A 16,502-nucleotide genomic window follows, 5' to 3' on the forward strand; every position below is an offset into this window, starting at 1 on the left:
TGGGCGCAAGTCCGGTACCCACATTACTGGTACTTCTTCATGATGGCCTCGTAACTTCCATCCGCCCGCATCTTCTTCAAGGCGGCATTGAAGCTGTCACGTAGTGCCGCATCACGGAAAGCAACCTTGTAGGGGGTAGGTGGAAACAGCTCGTGGTAGGTCACCGGCTGGCTGGTATCCACCCCCTCTTTCTTGGCGGCGGCGTTGAAGTATTGGAAGATGTTCCTGTCGCCCACCACCACGTCAGCCCGGCCAGTGAACAGCAACATGTTCTGCTTTACCTGCTGTGCATGCTCGCCATAGCGCTTGTTGGCAGCCGCCATGGCCTTGAACTTATCACCCAGGTACACCGTGGCGTTCTGGAAGGCGGCGACCGAGTACTTACCCAGTTCATCCACGCTGCCTATCTTGTAGCCATTCTTGCTCAGGCTCACGGCAAAGTTCTGATAGACGATGTGTGAGTCAGAAAAAGCCGCCTTGATGCCCGATGACTCATTCACCGTGATTGCCGCATCCACCGAACCATCCTGCATGGCCACCGGCACGCGGGCAAAAGGCAGGTAGACAGGCTTGATAGTATGCCCGGCTGCGGCCAAGGCCTGCGCCACCACATCCAGCTCCATGCCTTTGTTCTGCTCCTGTATCACATACGGCGGCAACGACAGGCCCACCGCCACTTTGACTTCTGCAGCCCAGGCTTGGCCACAAAGGGCCAGTCCCAAGACCATTGCGATGCGCATTTTCATTGACGCTCTCCGTGTGACAGATGATCAGGATCCCATCAAATATATAGTCGGCTTCAGCCTGCAGCGGCAAGCTCACGCGCCCAGCAGGCCGAGACCTGACAAGGGCAGGAGAGGGAATCGATCCGGTGGGCGCCTGCTGATTCAGGCTGTACTGGCGCCTCCCCCCATCCGTCATTCATCCATCCATGATGGGGGTTCATGACAGACGCTCAGTAGGGCGGCAGGAGGCGGCGCAAGCCGTGGCCCAATACCAGCAGCAGGAACAGCAGATTCCGTAGCAATGCCAATGGCCAACAAGGATAGAGGCTGCCTTCACGGCCACCGCGCGCCAGCGCAATCGCCAATCTGGACAGGCGCTGCTGGTTCCAGGGCCAATCGCGCAAAGCGGCACAGCGCGCAGGCGGCAGGCCCTGTACGCCCACACCGGCACCCACCAACCCGCCGACCAGTGCAGCGGTACTGTCTACATCACCGCCACTGCGGATAATGTCTTCCAGCGCCGCATCCAGATCCTGCGGGTGCGAGAGCCAGGCATGCAGTGCTGCCGCCACGGTATGAACCACATAGCCGAGCACGCCCCGTTGCCAGCCCTGCGCGGCGCAGAAAGCCTGGGTACGTTCACCCTTGGCGACACTTTCGAACATGGCGCGCATCAGCATCCTGAAATCCGCCATGCCTTCGCCATCCTGCTCTAGCACGGGTGCCAGCAGATGTGCCAGTTGCAGCGGGTCGCTACTGCCCTGGCTGGCTTGGGCCGCGGCCAGCGCAATGCAATGCGCCCCCGCTTCAGCCCGTACATCGGTATGGGTCAGGCGGGTGCTGCGGGCGAGATGCTCGGCCAGTGCGTGGGGTTGTCGCGCCAGATAGACGCCGAGTATGGCAGCACGCATGGCCGGCCCATTGCCGGCAGAGTGAACACCATTACGGCCCGGTGGTATGCCCAGCCAGAGCTTCCACAAAGCGCGCCCGGTTGCCCAGCCTACCCCTGCGGGCAGCGCGGCTATCCAGAGGCGCAGGCGCCAGGCCAACACCCGCTCAAACCGGTTTGTATCTCCCCGGCTCCTGAGCAAGGCCTGCGCTGTCAGTGCCGCATGCTCAGTATCGTCCGATACCAGCGCCAGCCCAGGAAAAACCCGGAAGCGGAGCGGCCCTGGACTCAGCCTGGCCAGGCGGCGCGGACTCAGGCCCTCATAGGCCAGGCCCAGGGCATCACCTATCGCACCACCCAGCAGGCAGCCGGCCAGGGCTTGTTCACGGCGCTGTTGCATGGCAACACCCTCTGCGAGCAGATTATATTCAGCATAGCCGCCACCATTCATCCCGCCAAACAACAAACCGTCGCAGGTCTTGGTCATGGCCCATACAGGCCGTGTACCATGCGCCGCGTTGTTACCAGATATCGATAAAAGGGAGAGCAGCAATGCAGTTGTCGCGCATCTCGCTGGCGCTTGCCGGCTTGCTGGCCACCGTGCCGGCCCTGGCCGCCAGCAATGGCTATTTCCGGTTTCCGGCCCTGCAGGCCAATACCGTGGTGTTCACCGCCGAGGGTGACATTTGGGCCAGCAATGTCAGCGGCGGCAATGCCCGCCGACTGACCAGCCATGCTGCCGAAGAAACCCGGCCAGCCCTCTCCCCCGATGGCAAGTGGGTCGCCTTCTCGGCCAATTACGAGGGCGCCACCGAGGTCTACCTGATGCCCCTGGCCGGCGGCCAGCCCCGGCGTCTGAGCTTCGAAAATACCCGCGCCACCACCTTGGGCTGGACCGCCCAGGGGGAGGTGCTCTACACCGCCCAGCACAGCAGCGGCCCCTCGTCCCTGCGCGTCGTTACGCTGGTCAACCCCAATACCGGCGACAAGCGTGTATTACCCTTGGCCGATGCCAATGACGCCGTGCTCGATGACAAGGGCGAGTATGTCTATTTCGTCCGTTTTGGCCTCACCAGCAGCGGTGACAATGCCCGCCACTATCGGGGTGGCGCGCTGTCTCAACTGTGGCGCTTCAGCCTGAAAAACGGCAAGGAGGCCGAGCGCATCGGCCCCGCCAATCGCAACCTGCGCCGCCCCATGTGGTGGAACGGCCGGCTGGTGCTGATCAGCGACAGCGATGGCCGCGACAATCTCTGGAGCATGAAGCCCGATGGCACCGAGTTGCAGCAGCTGACTCGCCACGCCGAATTCGACATCCGCAGCGCCAGCCTGGACAGCGGCCGCGTGGTCTACCAGCTGGGTGCCGACTTGCGCCTGCTGGATATCGCCAGCCGCCGCGATGAGGCCCTGGACATCAATCTGGTCTCCGACTTCGACCAGATGCGCCCGCGCTGGCTGGACAAACCCCTGCGCTATGCCAGCAGCACGATACTGTCACCCGATGGCGAGCGTGTAGTCGTGACCGCCCGTGGCCGTACAACCTTGGCCAGTACGGGCCTGCTGCGCCGCATCGATATACAGCAACCTGCCGGTGCCCGCCTGCGCGAAGCCACCCTCAGCCCCGATGGCCGCTGGGTCTACGCCATTGCCGACAGCACGGGTGAACACGAGATCTGGCGCTTTCCTGCCGACGGCAGCGATGGCGGCAGTGCGTTGACCAGCGACGGCAATACCCAGCGCTTTGGCATCTATCCCTCGCCCGATGGCAAATGGCTGCTGCACAACGATAAGCAGGGCCGCCTCTGGCTGCTGGACCTGGCGACCCGAAAGAACGAACTCATCGATGACGCCGGCCGTGATGGTGTCGACGAGCATAGCGACATCAGCTGGGCCCCGGATAGCCGCAGCATCGCCCTGGTGCGTGGCACCAATGCGCGACAAATGAACCAGGTTGGCCTGTACAGCCTGGAGAGCCGCCGCATGCATTGGCTCAGCAGCGACAAGTACAACAGCCAGGCCCCCGCTTTCAGCCCGGATGGTCGCTGGCTGTGGTTCCTGTCGGATAGAAATTTCCAGGCGACCAATCGCGGCCCCTGGGGCGACCGCAATACCGGCGCCTATTTTGATCGCCGCACCAAGGTTTACGCACTGGCCCTGCAGGCAGGCAACCGCTTCCCCTTCCAGGCCAAGGACGAATTGCAGGCCGCCAAGCCCGGCAGTGACGACAAGCCTGCCGACAAAGCCGCCAGCAAGCCCGCCGAGGGCAAGGAAGCCAAACCAAGCCAGCCCGCCATTCAGTACGAAGGCCTGGCCGACCGCCTGTATGAGGTTCCAGTCGCACCGGCCAACTACCGCGACCTGGCCGTGGACGGCAAGCGGCTCTACCTGCTGGAGGCCGAGGGCAGCCGTAACGACCTGAAGACGCTGGCCATCGACAACAACGGCCCCAAGCCCGAGGTATTTGCCGCCGACATCAATAGCTTCGCCCTGTCGCAAGACGGCAAGAAGCTCTGGTATCGCAAGGGCAACAACGACAACCCCGAAATGTTCATTGTCGATGCCGGCCCCAAGGCGCCGGGTGATTTGAGCAAATCTGGCGTACGCCTGGGTGACTGGAGCTTGCGTATAGACCCGCGCGAGGAATGGCGGCAGATGTACAACGACGCCTGGCGCATGCATCGCGACTCGCTCTACGACCGCCAGATGCGTGGCGTAGACTGGGTTGCCAGTCGCAAGAAGTTCGCCCCGCTGGTCGAGCGCGTCACGGACCGCAGCGAACTCGATGACGTGCTGGCCCAGTTGATCGGCGAATTAGGCTCGCTGCACTCGCAGGTTGGCGGTGGCGATATGCGTCGTGCCAGTGACGGCGCCAATGCCGCTGGTCTGGGCGCGGTGATGGAACGTGTGGCCAATGGCTGGGAGGTGGCTCATATCTACCGTACCGAGGCCGAACTGCCCAGCGAACGCTCACCCCTGCAGGCGCCCGGCGTGGATATACGCGAAGGCGATATCATCGTCGCCGTCAACGGCAGGAACAGCGCCGAGACGCGGGACTTCTCCGATTTGCTGCGCAACCAGGCTGGGCAGCAGGTGCTGCTGGAAGTTCGTCGCGGCAATGCAGCAGTGCGCCGCGTGATCGTCACCCCTGTCGATGCCAGACAGCAGGCTGCACTGCGCTACAACGACTGGGAACAAACCCGCAAGGAAACGGTGGAGAAGGCCAGCAATGGCAAGCTGGGCTATTTGCACCTGCGCGCCATGGGTGCCGGCGATATGGCCAGTTTTGTGCGCGAATTCTATGCACAGTACGAGCGCGATGGCCTGATCATCGACGTCCGCCGTAACAATGGCGGCAATATCGATAGCTGGGTCATCGAAAAACTGCTGCGCCGGGTCTGGGCCTTCTGGGCGCCGCCTGGCGTTACGCCGTATGGCAATATGCAGCAGGCCTTCCGTGGCCACCTGGTGGTGCTGACCGATGCCCTGACCTACTCCGATGGCGAGACCTTTGCAGCCGGCGTACAGGCTCTCAAGCTGGGACCGCTGATCGGTACCCGTACCAGCGGTGCCGGTGTCTGGTTGTCCGATCGCAACACCCTGGCCGATGAGGGCATCGCCCGGGTGGCCGAGAATGCGCAATTCGGCGTAGACGGTAGCTGGCTGGTTGAAGGCGTGGGCGTACAGCCTGATATCGAGGTCGATAATCCACCGCACGCCACCTTCAAGGGTGAGGACAAGCAGTTGGAGACCGCCATCAACTACCTCAGGCAAAAACTGGCCAGCGAGCCGATCAAGCCGCTGAAAGCCGGCGCCATCCCGCCACTAAAGCCCTGATTACTGCATCAGGCACCCTAGGGCCTGTTTACTATCTTTTCGCCGGGGTGAAAAAATCGTGAACAGGCTCTTAACCGCCACCCCACCCCATTCCCTGGGACGGGGTGGCGTTTTATCATGCGCCTCCTCCCTCACCGATTGCCAAGACCATCATGACCGAACCCTGTCGCTGTGGCTGGGCCAACCCCAGGAATCCCCGCTACCTCGCCTATCACGACGAGGAATGGGGCGTACCCTGTCACGACGAGCGTACGCTGTTCGAGATGCTGAACCTGGAAGGCGCACAGGCGGGGCTATCGTGGGAGACCATACTGAACAAGCGGGACAACTACCATGCCGCCTTCGATGGCTGGGATGCCAGCAGGATTGCCCTGTACGATGACGCCAAAGTCGCTGAACTGCTGGCGAATCCGGGCATCGTGCGCAACCGCCTCAAAGTGGCTGCCGCCATCAGCAACGCCCGAGCCTGGCTACAGCTGCAGGCCGCCGGGTTAAGCCTCGATACCCTGCTGTGGGCCTATGTCGATGGCCAACCCTTGCAAAACAGTTACGACAGCTACCAGCACGCCCCAGCGCATACGCCTTTGTCAGACCGGATATCCAAGGATCTGTCCAAGCGTGGCTTCAAGTTTGTCGGCTCCACCATCATCTACGCCTATATGCAGGCCATAGGCATGGTCAACGACCATGCCACCACCTGCTTTCGCTATCACATCGTCAAAGGACTTGCCCGATGAGCCAACTGCTCGACGCCATAGAAATCGAAACCCGACCTAATCCCCAGTGGGCTGTCATCTGGATGCATGGCTTGGGTGCAGACGGCAACGATTTTGTCTCCATCGTGCCCGAACTGGGGCTGGACGAGGCTGCCGTGCGGTTTGTGTTTCCCCACGCACCCATGATTCCGGTGACCTGCAACAACGGCTACGTCATGCGTGCTTGGTATGACATCCTGGAACTCGATTCGATCAGCCGCCGGGTGGACGAGGCCGGCATACGCCAGAACCGTAGCGCCATCCAGGCCCTGATCGAGCGCGAAAACCAGCGCGGCATACCCAGCGAGCGCATCATCCTGGCCGGCTTCTCGCAAGGTGGCGCCATGGCCTATAGCGTCGGCCTCACCCACCCCGACAGGCTGGCCGGCATCATTGCCCTCTCCACCTACATCCCTTCCCAATCCTTGCTGGACAACGAGAGCAGCCCTGCCAATCAGGCCACGCCGGTATTTGCAGCCCATGGCATACAGGACCCCATCGTGCCCTATGCCCTGGGCGAAGCGGCCGCCAAGCAGGTCGGCACTGGCGGCCATCCCACCGAATGGCACAGCTATCGCATGCCACACTCGGTCTGCATGGAAGAAATTGTGGCGATTGGGCTGTGGCTGAAAGCCAGGATGGCAGCCACCAACTAGGCCAAGGCGCGCGGGGACAGGCGAGGCGAGCCCTCGCCCGCCTGCTCGGCCGCGTGGATAGCCGCCATCACCCGCTCGCACCAGGGCGCTCTGATGCCTTGGCTGGTTGCCAGCGCCACCACCGCGCCTTGCAGATACGCCACCTCGGTTATCCGGCGTTGTTGCAGGTCTTCCCACATGGAGGAGCGAGCCAGCGGGTCTATGGTCAGCATGGAAGCCGCCACACGGCGGAACAAGGGCGTAGGCAAGCGCAGCAAGTGGGGGATAAGCCAGGACGGAACCCGGCTGACCTTGGCCGGCCGTATCCCCGCCCGTTTCATGGCATGCAGTGCTTCATCCATCATGCCTGCCAGCAAGCGCCGCCAGGCATGCTCCTGTAGCTGCTCCCGCAAGGGTACCCCCGCCAGAGCGTTAAGCGCGTTGTTCAGGTTAAGCAGCAGCTTGCCCCACTGCACCGCAGCCATGTCGGCATGAGCCCGGCATGCCAGGCCCTCGCAGGCCAATAACTCAGCCAGGCCAGGCAGGGCGGCGGCAATCGCCAGCTCGCCTTCACTCCCCCGGTGAAAGCGCCCTTCGCCCTGCTGAAGCACATTGAATGGCACCATGCCCGCCAGCACCTGCTGGTCCGGCAAAGCCTGCGCCAGTAGCTCGGCATTCCCTACACCATTCTGCAGGCTGACCACGACAGCCCCAGGCCGGGCGTGCCTGGCAATCTCCGCTGCAATCGTCGGGCTTGCCGCACTCTTCACGGTCACCAGCACGATATCCGCCTCAGCCAGGACGCCAGGGTCGCTAGACAGCTTCAAGGCAGCTGCGGCCAACTGCCGGCTACGCCCCTGGTAGTCCGTCACCCGCAGGCCATACGCCTGCAACTGTGCGGCCATGACGGGGCGCAGCAGGAAAGTCACCTTACGTCCATCCAGCGCCAGGCAGGCACCCACATAGCAGCCCACACTGCCGGCACCTGCGATCACGATATGGGGAGCAACAGGCAAGGACACAGTGGGATACTCCAAGGTAGTAAGGCCGCAAACAGAGCACGACGCTGGGTATGGTTGGCAGCGCTTGCTGCAGATGTCCGGATTGTGGACCAACACGGCAAGCCAGCGCTTGAACGATACCGCCACGCATTAAAAAACCGACCCGCAGGTCGGTTTCAGGCTGGAAGTTCAAGCATCTCGCCGCATCAGTTCTATCATGGCCCAGATCCAGTCCGGACCCTTTTCCAGGGTCTCACCTATACGCACAACAAATATCTTGTCGCGTGCAGTCACCTGGTACAAGCGGCCAGGCGCGTAATCGGCCGAATGGATCAACAGGGTATTGGCACGCTTTCCCTCACCCAGGTAGGGAATGTAGAGACCGCTCTTGGGCAAGGTCAAACCCACCGTATCTATCCCCTCCACCGCAGACATGCTGACCGCCCGCTCCGGCTCCAGCGACTTCATGCTGGAGGCTACCGGTGTGGAGCTCAGTATCTGCACGCCGGCATAGAGCTGCTCGCCATTGATACGGTTGAGCCGCCTGATGACGGCAATCATCCAGCTGTCCTGCTCGTGGTTGCGCAAGGCCAGCAATACACCCAACCGCACCCAATCATGCCCTTCCAGCGGCAGCACTGCCCCAAAGCCACCTGCCGACTGGTTCTCCACTATCCACTCATCGTGGTCTATGGTCTTGGCCTTGTTCACGTAAGCATGGTTACGGGCTTGCGCCATGGCCAGCTTCTGCTTGGTACGATCCGTCACATAACCATAGAGCTTCATATCCATGACTTCGTCGTTGTCCGGCGCAGTGCGGGCGCTGGAGCGCAGCATGGCGCGCTCGTCGTCAAAGCGGATGGCGGTGAAGATATTGGAAAGGCCCGACGTTACCTGCACCAGCTTGCTGACCTTGGTACGCTCGCTGCGACCCAGTTGCTGGTTACGTTCACGCGACCAGAGTATCTCCAGCTGCCGCAGGAAATCGAGACAGGCCGGCATGCGCGCGTCATCGCCCAAACCCAGGCGCGCAGGCGTGTCGCCGGCTTCCAGCTGGCTGATGACCTTGGCCATCTCGGCCAGCAATTCGCCCACGCCCCAAAACCGCAGCATCTCGCCTTCTATGGCTTCATGTATCTTGGCCGGGCCACTGGGTTCGCCCAGATTGACGCAGAACTGGTGCACCCCCTCTCGGTACTTGCGCTCCACCTGCACCTGCCGCGACCACAGCATCAGCCAGCGGTCTGCCCAATCGTACTGGCGCAGATTGAAATTGCCGTTATTGAGCGTCGCCAGCATCTGTATGCGTATGAACTCGTCAGTACAGGATGTCGTCTGGCTCTCCTGCTCGGAATAGAGCCGGAAGGAATGGCTGTCCACCCCGCTGAGTTCCGCCAGCCTGTACAGTTGGTTGGCTGCCGCCCACAGGGTCGCGGGTGGGCTCTGGAAGCGGAAGTAGTGCCACTTCACCTGTATGCCCACATAGTGCAGCGCACGCGCCAGCATCAGGCCGCTGGCCTGCAGGAAGCCGGCCTCCTCTTCGGGGCTGGGCTCTTCCAGCCGCACAAAGGGGTGGTAGGCTGCCAGCATCGCCCGGGCAAACCCCACAACCTCATTCCAGAGCTTTTCCTCTACGGCCTTGCCAGCGCGGGGATTCTGGATGTACTGCTGCTTTACCTGGTCAAAGGTGGGCTGGATTTTCTCGTCTATCACGAACAACGATTGCAGGGTGTGGAGCGATATGCCCTCGCGCCCCTCGATCCGCCCTATCATTTCCCGCACAGCCAGCAACTGGCCAGCGATATCCTGCTGGCGGATATCCTTCATCCAGTTCGTTGCGGTACGCGGATCCCCCAAGGGATCCGACTCCCGCTTGACCATACCGCTAAGGGATTCAAATAAGCGACGCATCAGCCAGGTACCGGCGTATTTTCCAGCAGCCAGGCCTCAGCCTGCCGCCCGTTTTCAAACACCTGTACTTCGCTCTCTACAAACAGACGCGCAAGCCAGGTGGCCCAAGTAGTCCATTGATCGGTAGTGACGATGGCAATACACCCAAAGTCTGTCGCATGCTCGCGGGTAAAGCGTATTTCCTCCCACACCACATCCAGGGTGTAGCCCAGCATTTCCGTCAGGTCGAGCAGCAGGTTGGGTTTGCCGTGAAACCGCAGCTCATACAGCACGTTTTCTTCAAATTCGCGATAATCCGCCAGGGTGAATTCCCCGGCTACCGTAGCCAGCACGCAGTGAGCTTTGTGTTCAATGGCGATCATCCCGGTTTCCTTGATAGGCGTCCGTACAGTTAGGCCGCACTGCCGTGGTGGCAATGCATGCCACAATGGTAACCCCATTATGACTTTGTTATAGCCATCGGGTTCAGCTAACTTCCAGTACCACGAAGGCCACTACCGACCCACGCTCGTCGCTGAGCGACAAATGGGCGCGACCTATGCCCCGCTGTTGCAGCAGGCCAGCAATTGCCTCATCGAAACCCAGTCCAGGCCGCCCTGCCGCATCATGGGTAATCCAGATGCCTGCCAGGGTAACCGGCGGCCGTATACCCGTGCCCAAAGCCTTGGCAAAGGCCTCCTTGGCCGCCCAGCGCTTGGCCAGGAAGCGTGCCTTGTCCGTCGCCAGTGCCAGTTCCTGCTGTTCCGGCAACGACAATAGACGATCGGCAAAGCGCTGCCTATGCCTGTCGTAGGCCACCCCTATGCGGGCTATGTCGATAAGGTCGGTGCCTATGCCATAAATCATCAGAGTTTGTGCAGGTCGCGCAGTATCTTGCGGGTATGTAGTGGTGCCTCACCCAGCAGCTCCGCCAGCAGTACCCGCATCAAATGCTTGGCCTGCTGCGCAGCCTGGGGCTCGTTGTAATCGCCACTGGCCATGGCCGCAAGGCTGCGGCCAGACAGCGGCACACCCATGCCCGAGGGCAAATTGAAGGCCGGCACGATGCCCCGCCCTGTCATGAAACGATACTCCGCCTCCTTGCTGATGGATTGGCCCGCAGCGTCCTTGTCCAGCGCAAAGCCGTAGCCCATTTCGGTCAGCAAGGTCATCTCAAAGCGGCGTAGTATGGGCTCGACCTCCTGCGGACATTGCGCTAATGCACGCACTGCCCTGCCATAGGCATCAAACAAGCCAGGGTGGGCATCTTCACGCGGCAGCAGCTTGAGCAGCAATTCATTGAGGTAGAAACCGCAGATCAGCGGTAAGCCCGCCAGTTGCGGCACCCCGCCTTGCCATTCCGCAGCATGCAGGGTTTTCAGGTCGCCCGTGCCAAACCACGATGCCTCCAGCGGCTGGAATGCCAGCAGGCTACCGCGCAAGCCCGAGGTAGGCCGGCGTGCACCGCGCGCCACCAGCGCCACCCGACCCTGCTGCCTGCTCAACACCTCGATGATCAGGCTGGTTTCCTTGTAGGGATAGCTGTGCAGCAGCCAGCAAGGGGCTGCCTCCACACGCTGCTTGCTGCGGGCAAAACTCATCGTGCCGCCATCCGAACAGGTTTACTCGTAACCGAACTGGCGCACCAGGCGGGTATCGTCGGCCCACCCACTCTTCACTTTGACAAAGACTTCCAGATAGACCTTGCAGTCGAACATCTTTTCCATGTCCGTCCGGGCCTGGGTGGAGATTTCCTTGAGCTTCTCGCCCCCGGCGCCAATCACGATGGCCTTCTGTGCATCGCGATCCACCAGGATAGCCGCATGGATGCGGCATAGATTGCCCTCTTCCTGATACTGCTCAATCTCCACCGTGGTGGAGTACGGCAGTTCATCACCTACCAGGCGGAAGATCTTCTCGCGTATCAGTTCAGAGGCCAGGAAGCGCTGACTCCTATCCGTCACCTGGTCTTCTTCATACATGGGCGCGCCTTCAGGCAAAAGCGGCTTGATGGCATCAATCAGGACGTCCACCTTCATGATCTTCTTGGCCGAGATCGGCACAATCGCATGGAAGGCGAACTGGCTGGACATGCGTTGGATAAACGGCAGTAACTGCCCCTTGTCCTTCAGCAGATCGGCTTTGTTGAGCACCAGGATGACGGGGCGATGCTTGGGTAGCAACTTCATCACCTCGATATCACGTGCATCGAACTTGCTGGCCTCGATCACGAACAACACCACATCCACGTCGGACAGGGTAGTGGTGACACCACGATTCATGGCGTCGTTCAGGGCGCTTTTGTACTTGGTCTGGAAACCTGGGGTGTCCACGAACACGAACTGGGCATCGGCATCAGTACGTATGCCGGTGATACGGTGGCGGGTAGTCTGCGCCTTGCGCGAGACGATGCTGATCTTCTGGCCTATCAGCCGGTTCAGCAGGGTGGACTTGCCCACGTTGGGACGGCCAACAATGGCGATAAAGCCGGTATGAAACGGTGTTGCTTCGGTCATGACTTGTGCGCTTTCCTGACATTAGGCAGGGTGGATAGCGCGCGGGTTGCGGCCTCCTGCTCGGCGGCCCGACGGCTGGCGCCTTCGCCGTTGCTGGCGAGATCGAGATCGGCAATACGGCACTCCACAACGAAATGCTGATCATGCGCCTCGCCGCGCTGGCTGACTATACGATATTGCGGCAAGGCCATACGGCGGGCTTGCAACCACTCCTGCAACTTGGTCTTGCTATCCTTGCCATGCGTTTCCGGATCAATGGCAGCGATCTTAGGGCCGATCAAAGCAGTAATCGTCTCTCGTGCAGCTTCGAAGCCTGCATCCAGGCAGACGGCAGCAAAGATGGCTTCCAGCGTGTCGGCCAAGATCGACGGACGCTGATAGCCCCCGCTACGTGCCTCGCCATCACCCAGGCGCAGGTATTCGGACAGCAGCAGATCCTGCGCCAACTCCGCCAAGGTTTCCTTCTTGACCATGCTGGCACGCAGCCGGGATAACTCCCCCTCGCTACGCTCAGGAAATGCATCGAACAGCAACCTAGCCACGACGGCATTGAGTATGCTATCGCCCAGAAACTCCAGCCGTTCGTTGTGCGGCACCCCATAGCTACGATGGGTCAGGGCTTGCTGCAGCAGACGGGCATCGGCAAACCGATGCGACAGTGCCAGCTCAAGCCGGGTGAAATCAGCACTCACTCGCCGCCACCGCTACCGCCATGGCGCTCCTCGACACTGAAATCGAACAGCAGGCTCGCATTGCCCACCAGGGGTACGACACGCTGGTAAGTCACCGAAATCACGGTGCCGGCCTGATCCTGAACGATATCCAGATCCGCCGCTTGCACAGACTTGATATCTTCGATCGTTGCCCGCTTGTCAAACGACTCACGTATCTCGCCGATCGGCGCCCCCGACATATCCTTGGCCAATGCCTTCAAGGCGGTCTTGATACCCATGTACTCCGAATAGACAGGGATCAATTTCAAGCCGAGAACCAAGCAGGCCCCCAGAATAATGCCCCATGCCAGCAGATTGATCAGGCTCAAGCCCTTTTGTTTACGCATGCTTTCATTCTCCGATATACGCGAATCGCGCTTGTCTGGCGCCATTCTAGAGCCTGCCATGAACTATTTCACCATTGCCGTGGCATAAAGTTCGCACCCGACAAGATGCAAATCGCTTGCCATGTCGATCATGGCAAGCGATGTCTTTATCCAGCGGGCGCTACACACCATCACGCCCTATGGCAAACAGTGCGCGTCTGCTCACGATACTATTGGATACGGGTGCCAATCCGACTGAACTGGCCGAAATTCATCCAGACCATAAAGGCACGACCCGCCAGATGATCATCCGGCACAAAGCCCCAGTAACGACCGTCATTACTATTGTCGCGATTGTCGCCCAGCATCATGTACTGTCCCTGGGGTACCGTGCAGCTGAATCCCGTCTCGTCATGCTGACATTGCTGCTCGCGCATGGGGAAATCATGCACCGACATGGGTATCAGGCTAGGTGTACCCGGCACATTCAGAGTCTCATACTTGTGTTGGTTCAACTTCTCGGCCATGCGTACGGCCTGTACCGAATCCTGGCCGGCATCCTTGTACTCGTAGTTCCCCACCGGCACGCTATCCACACGCACACCATTGATGGTCAGCTGCTTGTTGCGGTACTCCACCTTGTCGCCAGGCACACCGATGACACGCTTGATGTAGTTGATCTTGGTATCCTCAGGGAAACGGAACACCACAACATCGCCACGCTCCGGCTTGCCCACCGGGATCACCGGCACATTCAGGAAGGGTACGCGTACGCCATAAGCTGACTTGTTGATCAGGATGAAATCCCCCACGATCAAGCCTGGACGCATGGAGCTGGAGGGGATCTGCATCGGTTCGATCACAAAGGTCTTGCCTATGCCGATGGCCGCCAGCACCAGCGCATTGGAGAAGCCGAAAGCTGCCCAATCTGGCAAGGCCTTTTCATTGCCCTTGGCCTTATAGCCCATCAGCTTGGCAATCAGCGCCATCACAGCCGCCACCAGCATCACGACAAAGAACAGGTCGCTGGGGTTGGCGAACATGGACAGCACGCCCCAGCCGCCGACCAGTATGAAGAAATATCCCCACAGCGCACTTTCAGCCATCTGCTCGGCATCAAACACCGGCTGGGCAGATCTGCGCGAATACCAGATCAGGGCGGGGCCAGCAAGCAAGGCAACAAAGGCAAGCAAGGTCCAGTTCATGCGGGCTTTCTTGGCGTGTTAGGGGTTGTATGGGCATGACAATAGCGCTTGCAAGCACTTGTCACACCCAGATTGAGACAGAGCACCGATCAGGCAGTACGAACTGCCTGATACGGCATCGTGTTACTTGTCACTGACCTGCAGAATCGCCAGGAAGGCCTCTTGCGGGATTTCCACATTACCCACCTGCTTCATCCGCTTCTTACCGGCCTTCTGCTTCTCCAGCAGTTTCTTCTTGCGGCTGATATCACCGCCATAGCACTTGGCCAACACATCCTTGCGCATGGCCTTGACGGTTTCACGGGCAATGATATGGGCGCCGATGGCCGCCTGAATGGCAATGTCGAACATCTGCCGCGGTATCAATTCGCGCATCTTGCTGACCAGTTCGCGGCCACGGTAAACGCTGGTGGCGCGATGCACAATCAGACTTAACGCATCGACCTTCTCACCGTTGACCAGCACATCGAGCTTGACCAGATCGTCGGAGCGGAATTCCTTGAAGTCATAGTCCAGCGAGGCATAACCACGCGACACCGACTTGAGCTTGTCAAAGAAATCCATCACCACCTCGGCCATGGGCAGTTCATAGGTCAGCATCACCTGACGGCCAAGATACTGCATATTGCGCTGGGCACCGCGCTTCTGATTACACAGCGTCATCACCGCGCCCACATAGTCTTGCGGCACCAGAATGGTCGAGGTAATGATGGGCTCGCGTATCTCTTCGATCTTGCCCAGTTCAGGCAAGCGCGACGGATTCTCAATCTCTATCAGTTCGCCATCCTTGAGCAGCACCTGATACACCACGGTCGGAGCCGTGGTAATCAGATCCATGTCGAACTCGCGCTCCAGCCGCTCCTGCACGATCTCCAAGTGCAGCAAGCCCAGGAAGCCACAACGGAAGCCAAAGCCCAAGGCCTGCGACACTTCTGGCTCAAAATGCAGCGAAGCGTCGTTCAGCTTCAGCTTTTCCAGGCTGTCACGCAGCGAATCGTAATCATGCGACTCCACCGGATAGAGGCCGGCGAACACCTGCGACTTCACTTCCTTGAAGCCAGGCAAGGCCTCGGTCGCTGCCGGCTTGACCAGGGTGATGGTATCGCCAACCTTGGCAGACGCCAGCTCCTTGATACCCGCGATGATAAAACCGACTTCACCCGCCTTGAGCGAATCGCGCTGCACCGACTTGGGCGTAAACACACCAACCTGTTCGCACAGATGCTGTGCCTTGGTCGACATGAACAGCAGCTTGTCCTTGGGTTTGATCTCCCCGTCGACCACCCGCACCAGCATCACAACGCCGACGTAGTTGTCGAACCAGGAGTCGATAATCAATGCCTTGACCGGTCCCTCCGGGTTGCCCTTGGGGGCAGGCACCTTGGCGACCACGGCCTCGAGTATGTCTTCGATACCAATGCCATTCTTGGCGCTGGCGCGAACCGCATCCGTCGCTTCGATACCGACGATATCCTCGATCTCATCGATGACCCGCTCGGGCTCGGCCGCAGGCAGGTCGATCTTGTTCAGCACGGCCACCACCTCGACACCCTGCTCAATGGCGGTGTAGCAGTTGGCTACCGTCTGTGCTTCCACGCCCTGGGAGGCATCAACCACCAGCAAGGCCCCTTCACAGGCGGCCAGCGAGCGGCTGACTTCATAGCTGAAGTCAACGTGGCCCGGGGTATCGATCAGGTTCAGGTTGTAGACCTGTCCATCACGCGCCTTGTAGTGCAAGGCAGCGGTCTGGGCCTTGATGGTGATGCCGCGTTCCTTCTCGATATCCATGGAATCGAGCACCTGCTCACTCATCTCCCGCAGCTCCAGGCCGCCGCAGAATTGGATAAAGCGGTCAGCCAGGGTGGATTTACCGTGGTCGATGTGGGCGATGATGGAGAAATTGCGAATATGGTTCATAAACTTCTGGGAGACACGACCGGAAAACTGCATGAAAAATGGGCACGTTGCGACGTGCCCACGTTGATTTTTCGCGATTTTACCGGATTCAGCGTA

The 16,502-nt window shown here is 60.2% G+C and carries 15 protein-coding genes; 3 read left to right on the forward strand and 12 right to left on the reverse strand.

Features of this window, described 5'->3' with window-relative positions; all coding sequences use genetic code 11:
* Positions 1-23: 23 nt before the first annotated feature.
* Complete coding sequence (locus tag QWZ03_RS05160; protein ID WP_290331761.1) at positions 24-746, reverse strand: substrate-binding periplasmic protein; 723 nt, start codon at positions 744-746, stop codon at positions 24-26.
* Between the two features lie 209 nt (positions 747-955).
* The gene (locus QWZ03_RS05165; protein ID WP_290331762.1) at positions 956-2,101 is read right to left on the reverse strand and encodes an ADP-ribosylglycohydrolase family protein; all 1,146 of its coding nucleotides are present in this window, start codon (positions 2,099-2,101) and stop codon (positions 956-958) included.
* Between the two features lie 65 nt (positions 2,102-2,166).
* Between QWZ03_RS05165 and QWZ03_RS05170 the strand changes: the two genes are divergently transcribed.
* From QWZ03_RS05170 to QWZ03_RS05180, 3 genes are all read left to right on the forward strand, one after another.
* Complete coding sequence (locus tag QWZ03_RS05170) at positions 2,167-5,448, forward strand: S41 family peptidase (protein ID WP_290331763.1); 3,282 nt, start codon at positions 2,167-2,169, stop codon at positions 5,446-5,448.
* Positions 5,449-5,600: 152 nt separating this feature from the next.
* Positions 5,601-6,185 carry a DNA-3-methyladenine glycosylase I gene (locus QWZ03_RS05175; protein WP_290331764.1) on the forward strand — a complete coding sequence of 195 codons (585 nt, stop codon included), beginning with the start codon at positions 5,601-5,603 and terminating at the stop codon, positions 6,183-6,185.
* The gene (locus QWZ03_RS05180; RefSeq protein ID WP_290331765.1) at positions 6,182-6,859 is read left to right on the forward strand and encodes an alpha/beta hydrolase; all 678 of its coding nucleotides are present in this window, start codon (positions 6,182-6,184) and stop codon (positions 6,857-6,859) included. Before QWZ03_RS05175 ends, QWZ03_RS05180 begins: the two co-directional genes overlap by 4 nt.
* Here the strand turns inward: QWZ03_RS05180 and QWZ03_RS05185 are convergent.
* The 10 genes from QWZ03_RS05185 to lepA form a co-directional block, all read right to left on the reverse strand.
* Entirely contained in the window at positions 6,856-7,860 is a 1,005-nt protein-coding gene (locus QWZ03_RS05185) for a 2-dehydropantoate 2-reductase (protein ID WP_290331766.1), read from the reverse strand. The genes QWZ03_RS05180 and QWZ03_RS05185 overlap by 4 nt on opposite strands.
* A gap of 168 nt (positions 7,861-8,028) precedes the next feature.
* A complete protein-coding gene (locus tag QWZ03_RS05190) occupies positions 8,029-9,750 on the reverse strand; it encodes a cyclic-di-GMP receptor FimW-related protein (protein ID WP_290331767.1) in 1,722 nt (573 codons plus the stop codon).
* Complete coding sequence (locus QWZ03_RS05195) at positions 9,750-10,112, reverse strand: SpoIIAA family protein (RefSeq protein ID WP_284197525.1); 363 nt, start codon at positions 10,110-10,112, stop codon at positions 9,750-9,752. The genes QWZ03_RS05190 and QWZ03_RS05195 overlap by 1 nt, the downstream gene beginning before the upstream one ends.
* Before the next feature lie 103 nt (positions 10,113-10,215).
* Positions 10,216-10,596, reverse strand: coding sequence for a holo-ACP synthase (gene acpS, locus QWZ03_RS05200; protein ID WP_290331768.1), 381 nt, complete (start codon positions 10,594-10,596; stop codon positions 10,216-10,218).
* Positions 10,596-11,330: a DNA repair protein RecO gene (recO, locus tag QWZ03_RS05205; protein ID WP_290331769.1), complete on the reverse strand. Its 735-nt coding sequence runs from the start codon at positions 11,328-11,330 to the stop codon at positions 10,596-10,598. The genes acpS and recO overlap by 1 nt, the downstream gene beginning before the upstream one ends.
* A 21-nt stretch (positions 11,331-11,351) precedes the next feature.
* A complete protein-coding gene (era, locus tag QWZ03_RS05210; RefSeq protein ID WP_290331770.1) occupies positions 11,352-12,245 on the reverse strand; it encodes a GTPase Era in 894 nt (297 codons plus the stop codon).
* Positions 12,242-12,937: a ribonuclease III gene (rnc, locus tag QWZ03_RS05215; RefSeq protein ID WP_308447517.1), complete on the reverse strand. Its 696-nt coding sequence runs from the start codon at positions 12,935-12,937 to the stop codon at positions 12,242-12,244. The genes era and rnc overlap by 4 nt, the downstream gene beginning before the upstream one ends.
* Positions 12,934-13,305, reverse strand: coding sequence for a DUF4845 domain-containing protein (locus QWZ03_RS05220; RefSeq protein ID WP_290331771.1), 372 nt, complete (start codon positions 13,303-13,305; stop codon positions 12,934-12,936). Before QWZ03_RS05220 ends, rnc begins: the two co-directional genes overlap by 4 nt.
* A gap of 209 nt (positions 13,306-13,514) precedes the next feature.
* On the reverse strand, positions 13,515-14,489 hold the full coding sequence (gene lepB, locus QWZ03_RS05225) for a signal peptidase I (protein ID WP_290331772.1): 975 nt from the start codon (positions 14,487-14,489) through the stop codon (positions 13,515-13,517).
* 123 nt (positions 14,490-14,612) lie between these two features.
* Positions 14,613-16,406: a translation elongation factor 4 gene (lepA, locus tag QWZ03_RS05230; RefSeq protein WP_290331773.1), complete on the reverse strand. Its 1,794-nt coding sequence runs from the start codon at positions 16,404-16,406 to the stop codon at positions 14,613-14,615.
* Between the last annotated feature and the right edge of the window lie 96 nt (positions 16,407-16,502).

Source organism: Chitinimonas viridis, assembly GCF_030409555.1.
Classification (GTDB): Bacteria; Pseudomonadota; Gammaproteobacteria; order Burkholderiales; family Chitinimonadaceae; genus Chitinimonas; species Chitinimonas viridis.

Coding starts and splice junctions, on each gene's coding strand:
- QWZ03_RS05160 (WP_290331761.1), bottom strand. CDS start 746: ATGAAAATGCGCATCGCAATGGTCTTGGGACTGGCCCTTTGTGGCCAA.
- QWZ03_RS05165 (WP_290331762.1), bottom strand. CDS start 2,101: ATGACCAAGACCTGCGACGGTTTGTTGTTTGGCGGGATGAATGGTGGC.
- QWZ03_RS05170 (WP_290331763.1), top strand. CDS start 2,167: ATGCAGTTGTCGCGCATCTCGCTGGCGCTTGCCGGCTTGCTGGCCACC.
- QWZ03_RS05175 (WP_290331764.1), top strand. CDS start 5,601: ATGACCGAACCCTGTCGCTGTGGCTGGGCCAACCCCAGGAATCCCCGC.
- QWZ03_RS05180 (WP_290331765.1), top strand. CDS start 6,182: ATGAGCCAACTGCTCGACGCCATAGAAATCGAAACCCGACCTAATCCC.
- QWZ03_RS05190 (WP_290331767.1), bottom strand. CDS start 9,750: ATGCGTCGCTTATTTGAATCCCTTAGCGGTATGGTCAAGCGGGAGTCG.
- QWZ03_RS05195 (WP_284197525.1), bottom strand. CDS start 10,112: ATGATCGCCATTGAACACAAAGCTCACTGCGTGCTGGCTACGGTAGCC.
- acpS (WP_290331768.1), bottom strand. CDS start 10,596: ATGATTTATGGCATAGGCACCGACCTTATCGACATAGCCCGCATAGGG.
- recO (WP_290331769.1), bottom strand. CDS start 11,330: ATGAGTTTTGCCCGCAGCAAGCAGCGTGTGGAGGCAGCCCCTTGCTGG.
- era (WP_290331770.1), bottom strand. CDS start 12,245: ATGACCGAAGCAACACCGTTTCATACCGGCTTTATCGCCATTGTTGGC.
- QWZ03_RS05220 (WP_290331771.1), bottom strand. CDS start 13,305: ATGCGTAAACAAAAGGGCTTGAGCCTGATCAATCTGCTGGCATGGGGC.
- lepB (WP_290331772.1), bottom strand. CDS start 14,489: ATGAACTGGACCTTGCTTGCCTTTGTTGCCTTGCTTGCTGGCCCCGCC.
- lepA (WP_290331773.1), bottom strand. CDS start 16,406: ATGAACCATATTCGCAATTTCTCCATCATCGCCCACATCGACCACGGT.